Origin of the sequence: Cypionkella sp. (assembly GCF_030652235.1) — a bacterium.
In the GTDB taxonomy this organism is placed as follows: domain Bacteria; phylum Pseudomonadota; class Alphaproteobacteria; order Rhodobacterales; family Rhodobacteraceae; genus Cypionkella.
Map to the genome: position 1 here is coordinate 32,012 of NZ_JAUSBA010000046.1, position 15,447 is coordinate 47,458.

Consider the following 15,447-nt stretch of genomic DNA (forward strand, 5'->3'; position numbering starts at 1 on the left):
TGAGGTGGTGCAGATGTTGGACGCCAAAGAGTCGATCCTTTTCGTGGTGGACGGCACGGGGCTTGAGGCACAATCTTTGCTGCTGGCCGCGTCTTTGGCCAAGCATCACCCCGACCGCAGCACGGTTGATCTGATCGCGTATGTCTCGCCCCGCTCGGCGGGCAGTCTGACAGAGGTGACGCGGGCGCTTTATGCACATTGCGGCGTGCAGGTGCAGCCCTTGCCCTCGGCTGACGGGATTTGGGCCAAGCCCTATCCGCATGGCAATAAGATCCTTGCCTGCGCAGCCCCGCGCGGCTCAACCCGCAGCCTGTTTATTGACACCGATACGGTTTGCCTTGGCGGGCTGACCGGGCTTGATCTGGTGGGTCCCGATGTGGTGGCACTGGTACCCGAGGGCCTGCCGACTTGGGGCAAAAAACCCGATAAATGGCAGCGTGCCTATGATTTCTTTGGCCTGCCGTTGCCGGAAGATCGGGTGCAATTGACGCGGGGGCGGCAGCTTGACTATCTGCCCTATTTCAACGCCGGCTTTATTGGCTTTGGCGACCTGCCCCGCCCCGGTGCGACCACGAATTTTGCGCAAGACTGGTTGCAAACCGCCATCGACTTTGACCATGGCTGCCCGATCAAGCGTAAGCGACCTTGGCTGGATCAGATCACGCTGCCGCTGACCATGAAGCGCTTCGGCTTTTCCTATCAGGTGCTGCATGAGCTGTGGAACTTCTCGATCGCGGACCGCTTGAAGCTGAGCCGCGCCAAGAAGGCCCGGCTGATCCATTATCACCGTTTTGTCCATCTGAAGCGGCTAGATTTTCACACCATCTTTATCGCCGATGCCCTCGCCTGTGTGCCTGCGGCCATGGCCGAGGCGCTGCTGGCGCAGTTGAGCAACCTCGCCGTCGATCCGGTGGAAACAGCGGCGGCGTGATGGGCAAATTTGCCCGTAGTCTCGGCGATTGCGCTGGACCTTGGCGCTAAAACCCGCATTTAGTCGCGGCATTGGCTGCGGGGACGGGCGAAAGCGGATGATGCAAAGGCATGTGTTGGTGACGGGTGGGGCGGGCTATATTGGCGCGCATGCCTGTAAGGTTCTCGCACAAGCGGGCTTTGTGCCGGTGGCGTTTGACAACCTGTCGACCGGCTGGGCGGAGGCGGTGAAATTCGGGCCCTTTGTGCAGGGTGATTTGTTGGACCGGGCCCAGATCGACGCGGCTTTCCTGCGCTATCGCCCGGTGGCGGTGATGCATTTTGCAGCTTTGTCCTTGGTGGGCGAGTCGATGACCGATCCGGGGCGTTATTGGCGCACCAACGTCAACGGCTCGCTCAATCTGGTCGAGGCAGCGGTGGCGGCGGGCTGTATGAATTTCGTGTTCTCCTCGACCTGTGCGACTTATGGTGACCAAGACGGCGTGTTGCTGGATGAAGATACGCCGCAGCATCCGATCAATGCCTATGGCGCGTCGAAAAAGGCCATCGAGGAAATTCTGAAGAATTTTGGTGCGGCCTACGGGCTGAACCATGTGATCTTCCGCTATTTCAACGTCGCAGGTGCCGACCCCGAGGCGGAAGTTGGCGAACAGCACCGCCCGGAAACCCATCTGATTCCGCTGATGCTGGATGCGATCGAAGGCCGTCGCCCGGCGCTGACGGTATTTGGGCAGGATTACCCGACGCCCGACGGCACCTGTGTGCGCGACTATGTGCATGTGATGGATCTGGCCGATGCGCATGTGAAGGGGGTGAACTGGCTGCTGGAAGGGCGCGGCAACCGCGCCTTCAACCTTGGCACCGGGCATGGCTTTTCGGTGCGGCAGGTGGTGGATGCCAGTCGCGCTGTGACCAACCGCGATGTGCCGATCCTGCAAGGCCCGCGCCGGGCGGGCGATGCGGCGTCGCTGGTGTCAGGCTCTGACCGCGCCCGCGCTGAACTGGGGTGGCAGCCTGTTCGCTCTACCCTGCCAGAGATGATCCGCGATGCGCTGGGCTGGAGCCAGAAACCTGGGTTTCTGCGCTAAAAGTGGCTTTCAGAGCATCGCGTCAGTTCGTCTTCCCAGCTGGGAGTGACTTGTGTATTCGTACAGTTTCAACGCCATTTTCCACAATATGTTGTGGTATTGCGCGACATGAGGCAAATATCATAGTTAACGCTTTCTAACTTTAGCCTTGCCCGATCGCCCGATAATCGCGCGCTTGGCTTGACAGCCGCGCAGCCGCCACCCGCGGCACATCTGCTATCAGCAATGCAGGACCCATCCCGGCTTGCGCCAACACCTCGCCATCCGCGCCCACGATCAAAGAGCCGCCTGCATAGGTCAGATCGCCCTCGATCCCGCAGTAATTGGCATAAACAATCGTCATGCCATGATTGGCCGCCATCGCGGGCACAGTGGCGCGCATCACATGGGTATAGGGCAGCATATTGGCGGTTGGCACCAGCAGAACCGTGACGCCCACCGCCGCCAAAGCCGCGATATGGGGGGCAAATTCAACATCATAGCAAATCAGAAGTGCGGCTTTGTGCCCGGCCAGATCGAAGGTGACATAGGCATCGCCCGCTTGGTAAATCGATGCCTCACGCGCGCCATACAGTTGGATTTTGCGGTAATGTGCCAACGCGCGGCCATCCGGCCCCAAGGCCAAAGCCGCGTTGTAAACGGCATCACCGTCCCGCTCGGCATAGCCGAACACCAGCCCACAGCCCGCGCCGCGACAGGCATCGGCCAGACCATCCTGCCACGCCCCGCCACGCAGCAGTGCCAGCGCAGCAATCGCATCGCTGTTATAGCCCGGCGCAAAACTTTCCGGCACCACCAGCATATCGGCCCCGGCAGCCCCCGCGGCACGCAAACCACGCTTCACCGCCAAGAAGGCTGCCGCGCAATCTCCGGCGGGCGAGGGGGCTTGCATCAGCGCAAGACGAAGATCGGGCATCGGAGGACTCCTGCTTTGGTTTGGCCGCATCATGGCGCGGCGACGGCGCGCTGTCACCCCCACCGGCATTGACTTTATCGCGGGCTTTCCTCAGCTTTCCCCAAACCAAGCGGTTCTGCTTGCCTCCCGGCCATAGCCTGATTTCCCGCGTCAAAGATGAAGGCCGGTTCCTGCCGCAAGAGGTGGCGCATCGTCTGATATTGGGGTTTGACCGCATCCTGATCGCGTCAAACAATTGCTGTGATGGCACCGAACAGCTGTTCGCGGCGACCAGCAGATGCCGCGGCAGCGCAGGCCCGGTCGTGCTGTGATCCCGGCAGATCCGGCAACAGATCGGCCTTGCCCCGCGTGATCGCCCCCACCTGCGGCGGACAACGCGCGGCCAGCGTTGTTGCCAGCGCCGCCATCTGATGCAGATTGCCGCAGCAATTCTGCGCGTTCAGCAGCGCCGCCGCTGCCGGGTTAAAGCCGGCCAGAACATCGAAGCTTTGGCTGAACAGCGGCCCGGGCAGCCGGATCAGATCTAGGCGTCTGCTGCACGGCATCGAGGGCGGCATCGTCTTTGTCCACGGATGAGAGGCCGGTCCCGCGCGCTTGGCAGCCCGCGCCACACCCAGACCGATTGCCGCAGGCAGCCGTCCAGGACCCGGATTGCGTTGCCGTAAGATGCGGCACAGATTAGGTCTTACTCGATATCAGTCAGGGCAGGCATGACGCAGCAGGATGATCTGGGAAGCGCCAAAGTGTTGGCCGAATTGGTCGCACCCGAGCGGCGCGCGCTGCGTCGGGCGGCGGTTTTGTCGGGGCTGGCGGCGCTGATCTGGCCGTTGCAAGCGGCTTTGGTGGCAGGCGCGCTGGCTGAATTGCTGACAGATGCCGCCCCGCTGTGGTCGCATGTCGCTGGATTTGCCTTGCTGGGGGTGCTGCGTGCGGTTTTGAACCATTGGGCCGAGGGCATCGCCTTCACCGCAGGTCTGCGCGTCACCAGTCAGTGCCGGGCGGCGATTGTGGTGCATGAGGCCACCCGCAGTAACGGCCCCGCCGCCGGGCCCATCGCCGCCCTTGCCGCCGAAAAGCTGGACGCGCTGATGCCCTATGTCAGCCGCTACGCCCCGGCGAAGGCGCGGGTGATGGTGGTCCCCGCGCTGATCTTGGCGCTGGCGTTCTGGCACTCTTGGGCGGTGGGGGTGATCTTTTTGATGACCGGCCCGTTGATTCCGGTGTTCATGGCGCTGATCGGTTGGGCCGCACAAGCCGCCAGCCAGCGCCAGATGGCCGAGATCGCCAGCCTGAACGATTTGCTGGTTGAACGCCTGCAAGCGCTGCTGGATATCCGGCTGCTGGGCGCGGGCGCGGCCGTGGTCAACAGCTTTGCCGAGGCCGCCGACCGTCTGCGCGCCCAGACCATGGCCGTGCTGCGGGTGGCCTTTTTGTCCTCGGCGGTGTTGGAGTTGTTCGCGGCCATCGGGGTTGCGATGGTGGCGGTTTATGTCGGGTTTTCGCTGTTGGGCCTGCTGGGGTTTGGGAGTTATGCCACGCCGTTGACCCCGGCTGCTGGCATATTCTTGTTGCTGTTGGCGCCTGAGTTCTACCAGCCCCTGCGCGACCTGTCCGCCGCATGGCATGACCGCGCGGCAGCACTGGCGGTGGCTGTGGAATGGGACGAATGGCACCTGCGTGGTGATACGCCGTTGCTGGGGCAGGGCGCTGTGGCGGCGCGTTTGGCCGGGCCTGCGGATATTGTCGCCACCGGGCTGAAGGTGCGCCTTGGGCCGCATTTGCTGACCCTGCCGGATTTCAGCCTTGCCGCGGGCGAGACGCTCGCGCTGCTCGGGCCAAGCGGTGCGGGCAAGACCACGCTGTTGCGGCTGCTGGCCGGGATGCTGCACCCCGAGACCGGACAGATCCGTGTGGCAGGCCAGCCCTTGAATGGTCAGACCGCCGACGGCTGGCGGGCGCGGTTGGGCTGGATGCCACAACAGCCGCATTTTTTGAACGCCAGCCTGCGGCACAACCTTGGCTTCGGGCGGTCTGGCGATCTCGCCGCCGTGCTGGGGGCGGTGTCGATGCAAGAAGTGGTCGCAGGCTTGCCGCAGGGTCTGCACACGCGGCTGGGCGAGGGCGGTGGCGGGCTGTCGGGCGGAGAGGCGCGCCGCCTGACGCTGGCACGCGCCCTGCACGCCCGCCCCGATGTGCTGCTGGCTGATGAGCCGACTGCTGATCTGGATGCGCTGACCGCCGAGGCCATCACCGAGGGGCTTTTGGCGCTGGCCGCGACGGGGTGCAGCCTGATCATCGCCACCCATGACGAGGCGCTGGCCGCGCGGATGCACCGGGTCATCCGGCTGGAGGCGCTGGTATGAGCGCGCTGTGGCAGGTGTTTCAGCTGATCTGGCGCGACCAGCGCACGCCGTTGTTGCGCGGGGCGGTGCTGGGTGTGGTGGTGCTGCTGGCCGGGGTGGCGTTGCTGGGACTGTCGGGTTGGTTCATCACCGCTGCCGCTGCGGCAGGGATGGCCGGGGTCGGCGTGTCGTTTGACGTGTTCCGCCCTTCGGCTTCGGTGCGTTTCCTTGCCTTGGGTCGCACCGTTGCGCGCTATGGCGAGCGGGTTTTGACGCATGACGCGACCTTGCGCGCGTTCGCAGCGCTTAGGGTGCGCCTGCTGCAAAGCTGTACGCGCGCGCCTTATGACCGGCTGAGCCGCCTGCGTGGCCCGCAGATGCTGAACCGCCTCATCGCTGATATTGACGCGTTGGACGGCTTGCCGTTGCGGCTGGTCCTGCCGCTGATCGCCGGGATCACCACACATCTGCTTACGTTCGCGGTGCTTTGGGCGCTGGCAGGGCTGACGATTGCCGCAACCCTGGCGCTGGGCTTTGTCGGTGGCGGTGCTGTGGTGCTGATCTCGGCAGGCAGGGTGGGCTTTGCGCCCTCGCGCCGCGCCGAACTGGCGGCCCAAGCCTTCCGCAGCCGCTTTATTGATCTGGTGCAAGCGCGCGGCGATCTTGCGGTTTACGGCCAACTTGCGGTGCAGAAAAGCGCGGTTCTGGCCGCAGACAGCCGCAGGCAAAGCGCCCGCCTTGCGCAAGACCGTGTCGAGCGGCGCGCAGGCCTTGCGCTGTCTTGCCTTGGCACCGGGCTGGCGACGGTGGCCTTGGCGCTGGGCATGGCGCTTGCGCAACGCGGCCAGCTTAGCCCTGCGCTGGCCGCGATGGGTTTCTTCGCCGCCCTCGCTCTGTTGGAAACCGTATCCCCGCTGCGCCGCGCGGTGGCGGAACTGGGCCGGATGACCCTTGCCGCTCGGCGTGTGGTACAGGGGCTGTCTGCACCTGCCCTTCAAAGCGGGCGAAGTCATGCAGCGACCGCGCTGCGCTTTGACGCCGTCAGCCACCGCCGCCCCGGCGCTGCCCGCCCCAGCCTGCACCCGCTTAGCTTCACCCTGCACCCCGGCGAAACCCTCGCCCTTGCCGGCCCCAGTGGTGCGGGAAAATCCACCGCTTTGCTGCTGGCCGCAGGCCTGCTTCACCCCAGCAGCGGCACGATCTGGTTGGGCGACCACCCTCTGCCCGACTGGAGTGAGGTCGCCCTGCGCGCGCAACTGACCCTGATCCCGCAACGCGCCGCCCTGATGGCGGGCAGCATCCGTCAAGCGCTGACCCTCGCCGCACCCGAGGCTGACGACGCTTCGTTGTGGGCCGTGCTGCAGGCCGTGGCTTTGGATCAAGTGATCCGCACCAAGGGCGGCCTTGACGCCCAACTTGGCCCGCGCGGCGCGGGCCTTTCGGGCGGAGAAGCCCGCCGCCTGAGCATCGCGCGCGCGCTGCTGCGCGCGCCTGCGATCCTGCTTTTGGACGAGCCGACCGAGGGCCTTGATACCGCCATCGCCCGCGACGTTCTGCACGGCATCCGCCGCTATCTGCCCCAAGCTGCGATTCTGACTGCGTCACATCGCCCTGTCGAGCTGGATTGGGCTGACATTGTGCGGATGATCCCCTAAATTGTAATCTGTGATATAGCTTAGCTCTGCCCGCTGGGTGCAGGCTTGATACAGCAAGCGACATCGGCACCCCGATCAGCAGGAGCACATCTATGGAATTCGGTATTGTCGAGCTTTCGCGGCTACAATTCGCCACAACCGCGATGTTTCACTTCCTGTTCGTGCCGCTGACCATCGGCCTGTCGATCATCGTTGCTATTATGGAAACAGTCTATGTGATGACCAACCGCCCGATCTGGCGGCAGATGACCAAATTCTGGGGCGCATTGTTCGGCATCAACTTTGCGATTGGTGTGGCGACCGGCATCACCATGGAATTCCAATTTGGCATGAACTGGAGCTATTTCAGCCAATACGTTGGCGACATCTTTGGCGCACCCCTTGCCATCGAAGGCTTGATGGCGTTCTTTTTGGAAGCCACGTTTGTCGGACTGTTCTTCTTCGGCTGGGATAAACTTAGCAAGACTGCGCATCTTGGGGTCACTTGGCTGGTCGCTATTGGCTCGAACTTTTCCGCGCTGTGGATTTTGATCGCCAACGGCTGGATGCAAGATCCGGTCGGTGCCGCATTCAACCCGATGACGATGCGGATGGAGATGACCGATTTCTGGGCCGTGTTGTTCAACGAAGTCGCTCAAGCGAAATTCGTCCATACCGTCTCGGCGGGCTATGTCACCGCCTCGGTGTTCGTGCTGGGCGTGTCGGCTTGGTATCTTTTGCGCGACCGCCATGTTGAACTTGCGCGCCGCTCTATCGCTGTGGCTGCGGCGTTTGGGTTGGCCTCGGCGTTCTCAGTGGTGCTTTTGGGCGATGAATCTGGCTACAATGCCACCCACAGCCAAAAGATGAAACTCGCAGCCATCGAAGGCATGTGGCACACCGAACCTGCCCCCGCCGCGATCACCGCTTTCGGTTTTCCTGATCAGGAAGCCCGAGAGACGCATTACGCCATTCATATCCCCTATGTGATGGGCCTGATCGGCACCCGGTCGCTGACCACCGAAATCCCCGGCATCACGGAACTTGTCGCGCAAGCCGACACCCGCATCCGTTCCGGCATGATCGCCTATGAGGCGCTGCTGACCCTGCGCGCCGAGCGTGAGGCCACGCCGCAGGTCGTGAAAGATACCTTCGAGCGGCACTCCGCCGATCTGGGCTTTGCACTGCTGCTGCGCAAATATACCGACACGCCGCATCTGGCGACCGAAGCGCAGATCAAAATGGCCGCGAATGACACGGTGCCAACGGTTTGGCCGCTGTTCTGGGCGTTCCGCATCATGGCGGGCCTGGGGTTCGCCTTCATCGGCACCATGATCTACTTCTTCTACCGCGCCTCGTTCAAGCGGATGCAATTCCCGCGCCCAGCGCTGCATCTGGCGGTCTGGATGATTCCAACCCCCTGGATTGCCGCTGAAATGGGCTGGTTTGTTGCCGAATTTGGCCGCCAGCCTTGGACGGTGGACGGGGTGCTGCCGACAGCGCTGTCGGTCTCGGCGCTGTCGATGACAGAAGTGGCGATCACGCTGGCGGGCTTTGTGATCTTCTATTCGATCCTGTTCGTCGTCGAGATGGGTCTGATGCTGAAATACATCCGCAAAGGCCCGTTCCTTGAGGTTGCCGAAACCGAGGCTTGGATGAAGCGCCATGAAATCCGGCTGATGGGGCGCAAAAACGCCGATGCCATCGCAATGCCAGCGGAGTAACGCCATGATCCTGCATGAACTTCTCAGCTACGAAACCCTACGCCTGACATGGTGGGTCTTGGTTGGTGTGCTGCTGATCGGCTTTGCGCTGACTGATGGTTTCGACATGGGGGTCGGGGCTTTGCTGCCCTTCGTCGCCAAAACCGACACCGAGCGCCGGGTGGCGATCAACACCGTAGGCCCGGTGTGGGAGGGCAATCAGGTCTGGTTCATCCTTGGTGGTGGCGCGATTTTTGCGGCATGGCCGCCGCTTTATGCTGTGTCGTTCTCGGGATTCTACCTTGCGATGTGGATTGTGCTGGCGGCGCTGATCGTGCGGCCTGTGGCGTTCAAATACCGTTCCAAACGCGACGATCCGCGCTGGCGGGCAACATGGGATTGGGCATTGTTCGCGGGCGGCGCTGTGCCGGCTACGATCTTTGGCGTGGCGGTTGGCAATGTGCTGCAGGGTGTGCCGTTTCACTTCACCGATGATCTGCACGCGATCTATGAAGGCGTGTGGTATGTGAAATTCCTCAGCCTTCTTAATCCCTTCGCGTTGTGCGCCGGTGTCGTGTCACTGGCGATGCTGGTGATGCACGGCGCGGCTTGGCTGACCCTGAAAGCGGAAGGTCCGGTGCAAACCCGCGCCCGCCGTATCGGCTCGTGGGCTGCACTGGTGGCGATTGGCGGCTATATTGGCTTGGGCCTCTGGCTGGCCTACGGCTTTGACGGATACCAGATCGCGGGCGCGTATGTCACAGGCGGCCCGTCGAACCCGCTGCATTTTGAGGTGACGAAAGGCGGCAGTTGGATGCAGGCATATGCCCTGCGGCCATGGATCGCGATTGCCCCGATCATGGGCGTTGTCGGCGGATTGATGGCCTATCTTGGCCTGCGGGCTGGGCGCGAAATCACCACGCTGCTCGCCTCCAAAATGGCAATTTTTGGCATGATCGCCTCGGTGGGGCTGACGATGTTCCCGTTCATTCTGCCCTCATCCACCGATCCAAGATCCTCGCTGACAGTCTGGAATGCCTCATCCTCACACCTGACCCTGTTCATCATGTTGGTGGTTACGGTGATCTTCCTGCCGTTGATCCTGATCTACACCGCGTGGGTTTACAAAGTGCTCTGGGGCAAAGTCACAGAGGCGGATGTCTCGGAAAACTCTCACGGTCTTTACTGAAAGGATAAGAATATGTGGTATTTCGCATGGATGCTTGGCCTGCCGCTGGCTGCGATGTTCGCGGTGGTCAACGCGATGTGGCTGGAAATGCAGGAAGACAGCCGCAAAATCGGCACACTTGAAGATGACGCATAAGCTGCGGCAAGATTAACGCAGCCACAACCCTTCGCGCTTTAGCACAAACCGGATCGCTTGCTCGCGACGGGGCAGGTCGTCACGGTCAAACAGCGCCCGCACCTTGCGGCCCCGGTTCTGATAAATCATCAGCCGTGCGGGCTCGTGATCGCGCAAGATCCGCCGCAGGTCTTTCCGGCCCGCTACATGTTCTAAAACCTCAACCACGCGGTCATTTTCGCGCGCATAAAGCAGCGGTAACGTGCGGTAATGACAAGTCACTGCCCCATCCAAGCCCGCCAGAGCCGCGCCCGGACGCCCGCCGCCAAAGCTGTGAATGACCAAAGGCAACGCGATCTGATCCAGCCAAGGGTAAATCTCCTGACAGATCAAAGCCTCGGGCCGGTCATCGCGGATCGCCAAAGCGTAGTCTAAAAACCGCGCCCCAAACGCCTTCGGGCTGGCATGGAAAAACCACCCCGCATTGAAATACATGAACCTTTGCCAGTAATTTTCGGGTTGGGTCGGATCAATCGTACCGTCAAACGCCAAACCAAACCGATCATACAGCGCGCGCCAAGTTGCCGCCAAATCCGGCCCGTACAACTCTTGCGCAGGCCAGCTTCCTTCGCGCCGCATCGAGGCTGCGGGCGTTGTGAAATCAAACTCCACCGTGTCGAAATCGCCGGTGATCAGCGTGTCGGTGTCCAGAAACAAGAAGGGCTGATCCGGCAGTGCCGCCAAAGCCTCAATCTTATTGCCATGCGGATAGCTTTGGCCGAAATGCACCGCCTCGAACGGCAAAAACTCGGCGCCCAATTCCAGCAACATCGCCCGCACCGTGGCATCCGTCACCGCGACCGACTTAGGCCAAGCCCCGCCCTGCTGCGGTTCTGCCAGATACAACTTGCCGGCAAAGTTCGGATTGGTCGCCCGTAGCGAGGCCGCCAGCAACAACGCTTCATACTGAAGCCGCCCCGCCTGCACCACCGCCACGATATTGAACGCTTGTCGCGCAGGCTTGGGATCGGTCATGTTTCTCTCGCGGGGATTGGCCCCCGTGCTGCTGCTGTTGGCGCGACATTAGGCGCGATTGCAGGGCAGCAAAAGCAAAAGGAGGTTCAGATGTTGAAGAATTCCCTGATTGTTGCCGTCTGCGCGACAATCCCCACGACGGCTTTTGCCGAAAACTTCACGACTGCGGCGGAGATCAAACCGATCCTGGACGCCACCCGCGCCAACTGGATTGCGGTGCGCGAATTTGACGGCAAGGATTTGCTGTATTTCACCCAGCTTCTGGCATGGCGTTGTGGGCTTAGCGAAATCCGCTACGGCTTGAATGGGGCTGCCCCAGACAAGGTGTGGGCGATGGAGCCTTGCTATGACACCGCGCCGCAACCCAATGCGTTGAAGATGGAGGGCGCAGAGATATACCTCACTGCACCTCTAAGCTCGATCCAGAGTATTTCCATCAGCGTAACATTTGATGACGGCACCGCGGCCAGCGCCGATTTCAAGCGTGCCGATGTGATGACGCCCTGATTTCATCTTGGCAAAAATACTCCCGCCGGAGGCTTCCTGCCGCTGATGCAGGCAGCCTCCGGCGGGAGTATTTTTCAAAAGAGCAAATCCTTAGCGCGCAGGCGTGAACCGCAGCGACAGGCAAGACATGCCGCCGTCCAGCTTGGCACATTCGCTGTTGCCGATCTCGCGCACATTATAGCCCGCCTGCTCCAACGTCGCGCGGGTCTTTGCAAAGCCCGCAGGCATGATCACCAGATCGTTGAAGCGGATCGTATTGGCGCAAGCCTCTTCACCTTCCGCCACATGGATCACCTTATAGCCGGCAAAACACCCCGACTCCGCCAGCCGCTTGGTCGACAGGATCGTCTCGGCGTCCAGCAGCGAGCAGTCGGTTTTGAAGTGCAGAACCCCCGGCGGCGTGAACACTTCGCGCACGCTATAGCCCCAGTCGGCAACCAACCGCGTCAGTTCCGCCACGCCTGCTGCATTGGTGCGCGCCGAACGCCCGACCAGAATCTCGGTTTCTGTGGTCAGAATATCGCCGCCTTCGATGAAGCTGTCTGCCGCCTCAATCCGCAGCACTTGGCCATAAAGCGCCTGCAAATGCGGGGCCATTTCCGCCGCTTCGCCCAGACGCGACGGCGCACCAGGCCGCATCACCACTGCGCCTTTCGGCAGGCACAACGCGGTATCTTCGACAAACACCGAATCCGGGAAAGCCTCAAGCGCGGCCAATTCGACGACTTCCGCCCCGGTTGAGATCAGCGCCGCGACATAATCCGCATGATGCGCCTGCATCAGCGCCAGATCTGGCGTGCCGGTATCCACCGCGCGCAAGCCCGCGATGATGCTGGCCGAGGGTCTGCGGGTGATGGCGTGGCTGAACGTGTAAGACTGCATGAAAGACTCCTGATCCGAATTTGCGCGACACTAGGGCAAACTTCGCATCCCCGCAAATCCAAGCGCGGCAGCCCGCAGCGAAAACCGACCAGCCACAGCTTAAGGCTTTCCTCTGTCAGTGTAATTTGGAAACAGGCTTGGCGATCTCGCCCCCATGTTTGGCGCTGATACGTCCTGTTTTGTCTGTCAGCTTGCAGTCATCCCTGCACCGCAGTCAGCAATGCCACAGCGCCGGCGGTGGCATGTGGGCGGCTTGATATATCGCCCACCGGTGCGCGGATAGCCCCTTGAACCTGCGCGTGGACAGCGCGCGACCACGGTCCTTGGCGATGGCGCGTGGCAGGCGCGCAAGGGACATCTGGCGATGGCCACCGCCACGTCTGACATCCGGGCCGTGCAGTTTACCCCCAGCCGCGATGGCGACAGTCTTCTTTTGCCAGGGCGGCGCGACCAGAGCCCTGAGGCCGAAGCTGCCACACCGCCATCATCGAGCGCCAGGCAACCGCGATCATACCGATCCGCAAGAACGGCCGACCGTGGAAGCAGGGCTGTGCGGAAACCGGGCTGTCCGGCGGCATACGCCCCCCCGAAACCCTGCGCGCCACCCGGCGCTATGGCAGGACGTTCTGGAAGCGCTGGACCCGATAAAATGTCCGAAGCCTGATCGAGGCGAACCCTTTTATGGTTTGTAAGAAACCCATTGCCGGGCAACGGATGCGGGGCTTTAAGCCTTCGGCGAGCGCAGCGCCGCCCGAGACGCCGACTGCCAAGCGGCCGAAATCCAGATCCGCATCACACTGATGAACCGATTCTTGGCCCTCGGAACGGCCAGGGTCGTTCGCGTTGCCTGACCCCAGAGGAGAAAGCGCGCGTCATGCCTTGAGGGTTAATTACCCCACCTCGCCGTGTCAGGTGGTTGAGTTTAAAGTCCGTGGCGCCGTCCTGTGAACGGCTTCACCGCGCTGGGCAGACCCGTCACTGAAGCGGTAAGATGACTCTGTCCGGGGAAAGGGTATCTTCGGTCATCAGACGATTTGTGCAACAGAGCCCTCTATCATCCAAATCGTTGCGGGCCATGCAACCGGCAGCAGGATGCCCTGCGCCATCAGTGCGGCGCCACTTAGGCGCAGCGAGCCCGTTGCCAAAGCGCATCTTGCGCGCGATTGCGGTGGCGCGTCTTCCGGGTTGAGCAGGCGGATTTCGTAGTGTGCTGTCGGGTCAAGCCCTGTCAGGCGCAGGGCTTTTGGCAGAATCTGCCGGCTTATCTCGATCTGTGCAGCGGTTAACACAAACCGCGCCCCGTCCTCGGCGAGTTGCATTTCGGCGGTCACGGCGGGGTCTGCGCTGTCGAGCCGCAAGGTCGCGGCCTGCATCAGCCAATCGCGGTTGGATTTCCACCAGGCGGTGACGCGGCCCAATATTTGCGCCTCGTCTGCATCCAGCGCGCGCAGGTCCATCTCGAAGCCAAAGTGACGGGTGGCGGCCACCCAGGCGCGCAGCGACATCGCCTGCACGCGGCCTGTGGTGTGGGATCTGCGCGCGCCGACGTGGCTTCCGACAAGGCAAGACGGCAAAAACAGCGCGGCGTCGTGCTGGATGCGCAGCCGCTCGATTGGATCGAGGCAATCAGACAGCCAGACGCGATGGGTGTGTGCCAGTATCCCCGCGTCGATCCGCCCGCCGCCCGAGGCGCAGCTTTCAAGTTCGACCAGCGGATGTGCGGCGCGCAGGCGGGCCATCAGGGCATAGATGCCACGGTTTTGCGCTGCATCCACCACCGGCAACAGGCGGTTGTGATCCCATTTCAGATAGTCGATCGGGTATTCGCGCAGCAGCGCAGCCAGCACGCCAAACAGGTGATCCTGCACCGGTTGCAAACCAAGGTTCAGCACCAGTTGATTGCGCCCTGTGGTTTGATCGGCGCGCCCCAGCACCCAATCGGGGTGGGCGCGGTAAAGGTCGCTGTTGGCGTTGATCATCTCGGGTTCGACCCAGAGACCAAAGGTCATGTTTAGATCGTGGATGTGGCGGATCAGCGGGTGCAGGCCCTGTGGCCATTTGCGCAGGTCCACCGTCCAGTCGCCAAGACTTGAGGTGTCATTGTCGCGCCGCCCGAACCAACCGTCGTCGAGCACGAAACGCTCTGCCCCCAAGCTGGCGGCACGGCTGGCGATGTCGGAGAGGGTGGCAAGGTCGTGGTCGAAATACACCGCCTCCCAGCAGTTGTAATGCACCGGGCGCGGGCGGGCGGGGTCGGGCCATGTCACCACGCGGTCGCGCATATCGCGCTGGAACACCCGGCCGATGCCGTTCAGACCGCTGTCTGACACCACCGCCAGCAGTTCAGCCGATTGGAAGCTGGTAGCCGCTTCAAGTTCCGACCCCCATGCGTGGCCAAACTGCACTTGACGCCGCCCGTCTGGCAATTCTTCGGCCACCATGCGGTGCCCGCCCGACCATGCGTAGTGCAGTGCGCGCACTGTGCCTGCGGTGTTGGTGCAGCCGGGTTCGGGAAACAGCGCGTAGGGCGGATGTTCCTGACCCGAGCGGCCGGTGCGGGACTCGCGCAGGCGGGCGCCAACAGACCAAGGTTGACGCTGTAGCTGAAATTCGCCCAGCCATTTTCCTGCGACGTCAATCATCTCGGTGCCCAAGGCGGCGATGGGCAGCACGGGTGCTGCCAGCCAATGCAAACGCACCGGGCGATCCGCGTGCAGGGTGGTGGTCATCGCGATGACGCCCGTGGCATGGGCGCGAAAGCTGTGGGTTAGGCGCAGGCCATCCGCGGCGCTGTGCAGCATCAGGCTGTCTGGGGCAATCTCGGCACGTTCAAGCTGAAAGCGCGGGGTGATCTGGCGGCCATCCACTTCGCTGATTGTCATGCCGGGCTGGCCCTGCCAGTCGGATCCCGGCAGCGGGCAAAGCGACAGATCGGGCAAGCGGTCGAGCATCCCGCCGGTCAGATCGGACACCTGCGACAGCGCAAGGGCGGCCAGATCTTCGGAGACGGGCAGCGGGGTGCCCCAATAGACCACCTGAGGCACAGCACCTGTGCTTGCCATCACAAGGGTTTGCTGCGCGGTATCCAGACGCCACTGCGGCATTGC

Annotated in this window: 13 protein-coding genes and 1 pseudogene; 9 read left to right on the top strand and 5 right to left on the bottom strand. The window is 62.4% G+C overall.

The features are described 5' to 3' along the window. Positions 1-13 precede the first annotated feature (13 nt). Both Q7V03_RS16565 and galE read left to right on the top strand, forming a co-directional pair. On the top strand, positions 14-931 hold the full coding sequence (locus Q7V03_RS16565; protein WP_304926702.1) for a hypothetical protein: 918 nt from the start codon (positions 14-16) through the stop codon (positions 929-931). Positions 932-1,031: 100 nt separating this feature from the next. Beyond that, entirely contained in the window at positions 1,032-2,018 is a 987-nt protein-coding gene (gene galE / locus Q7V03_RS16570) for a UDP-glucose 4-epimerase GalE (protein ID WP_304926736.1), read from the top strand. 142 nt (positions 2,019-2,160) lie between these two features. Here the strand turns inward: galE and Q7V03_RS16575 are convergent, their stop codons facing one another. Then, entirely contained in the window at positions 2,161-2,934 is a 774-nt protein-coding gene (locus tag Q7V03_RS16575; RefSeq protein WP_304926703.1) for a nitrilase-related carbon-nitrogen hydrolase, read from the bottom strand. 227 nt (positions 2,935-3,161) lie between these two features. Further along, the gene (locus tag Q7V03_RS16580) at positions 3,162-3,491 is read right to left on the bottom strand and encodes a hypothetical protein (RefSeq protein ID WP_304926704.1); all 330 of its coding nucleotides are present in this window, start codon (positions 3,489-3,491) and stop codon (positions 3,162-3,164) included. Positions 3,492-3,644: 153 nt separating this feature from the next. Between Q7V03_RS16580 and cydD the strand changes: the two genes are divergently transcribed. The 5 genes from cydD to cydX all read left to right on the top strand — a co-directional run bounded on the left by cydD (position 3,645) and on the right by cydX (position 9,937). Further along, a complete protein-coding gene (gene cydD / locus Q7V03_RS16585; protein WP_304926705.1) occupies positions 3,645-5,297 on the top strand; it encodes a thiol reductant ABC exporter subunit CydD in 1,653 nt (550 codons plus the stop codon). Next, complete coding sequence (locus Q7V03_RS16590) at positions 5,294-6,931, top strand: amino acid ABC transporter ATP-binding/permease protein (RefSeq protein ID WP_304926706.1); 1,638 nt, start codon at positions 5,294-5,296, stop codon at positions 6,929-6,931. Before cydD ends, Q7V03_RS16590 begins: the two co-directional genes overlap by 4 nt. Before the next feature lie 92 nt (positions 6,932-7,023). After that, positions 7,024-8,634 (top strand): cytochrome ubiquinol oxidase subunit I, encoded by a 1,611-nt coding sequence (locus tag Q7V03_RS16595; RefSeq protein ID WP_304926707.1) that lies wholly within the window; start codon positions 7,024-7,026, stop codon positions 8,632-8,634. Positions 8,635-8,638: 4 nt separating this feature from the next. Further along, a complete protein-coding gene (cydB, locus tag Q7V03_RS16600) occupies positions 8,639-9,802 on the top strand; it encodes a cytochrome d ubiquinol oxidase subunit II (protein WP_304926708.1) in 1,164 nt (387 codons plus the stop codon). A gap of 12 nt (positions 9,803-9,814) precedes the next feature. Then, complete coding sequence (gene cydX, locus Q7V03_RS16605; RefSeq protein WP_054005837.1) at positions 9,815-9,937, top strand: cytochrome bd-I oxidase subunit CydX; 123 nt, start codon at positions 9,815-9,817, stop codon at positions 9,935-9,937. A gap of 12 nt (positions 9,938-9,949) precedes the next feature. Here the strand turns inward: cydX and Q7V03_RS16610 are convergent, their stop codons facing one another. Next, positions 9,950-10,951 (bottom strand): hypothetical protein, encoded by a 1,002-nt coding sequence (locus tag Q7V03_RS16610; protein WP_304926709.1) that lies wholly within the window; start codon positions 10,949-10,951, stop codon positions 9,950-9,952. 90 nt (positions 10,952-11,041) lie between these two features. Here Q7V03_RS16610 and Q7V03_RS16615 point away from each other — a divergent pair, with 90 nt between their 5' ends. After that, positions 11,042-11,458 (top strand): hypothetical protein, encoded by a 417-nt coding sequence (locus tag Q7V03_RS16615; protein ID WP_304926710.1) that lies wholly within the window; start codon positions 11,042-11,044, stop codon positions 11,456-11,458. 90 nt (positions 11,459-11,548) lie between these two features. Here the strand turns inward: Q7V03_RS16615 and Q7V03_RS16620 are convergent, their stop codons facing one another. Further along, positions 11,549-12,340: a dimethylarginine dimethylaminohydrolase family protein gene (locus Q7V03_RS16620; protein WP_304926711.1), complete on the bottom strand. Its 792-nt coding sequence runs from the start codon at positions 12,338-12,340 to the stop codon at positions 11,549-11,551. A 260-nt stretch (positions 12,341-12,600) separates the two neighbouring features. On the opposite strand from Q7V03_RS16620, the pseudogene Q7V03_RS16625 reads away from it, so the two are divergent. After that, positions 12,601-13,191, top strand: a pseudogene (locus tag Q7V03_RS16625) (IS5/IS1182 family transposase); the annotation flags it as partial. Positions 13,192-13,365: 174 nt separating this feature from the next. Here Q7V03_RS16625 and Q7V03_RS16630 read toward each other — a convergent pair. After that, a complete protein-coding gene (locus Q7V03_RS16630) occupies positions 13,366-15,444 on the bottom strand; it encodes an alpha-galactosidase (protein WP_304926712.1) in 2,079 nt (692 codons plus the stop codon). Between the last annotated feature and the right edge of the window lie 3 nt (positions 15,445-15,447).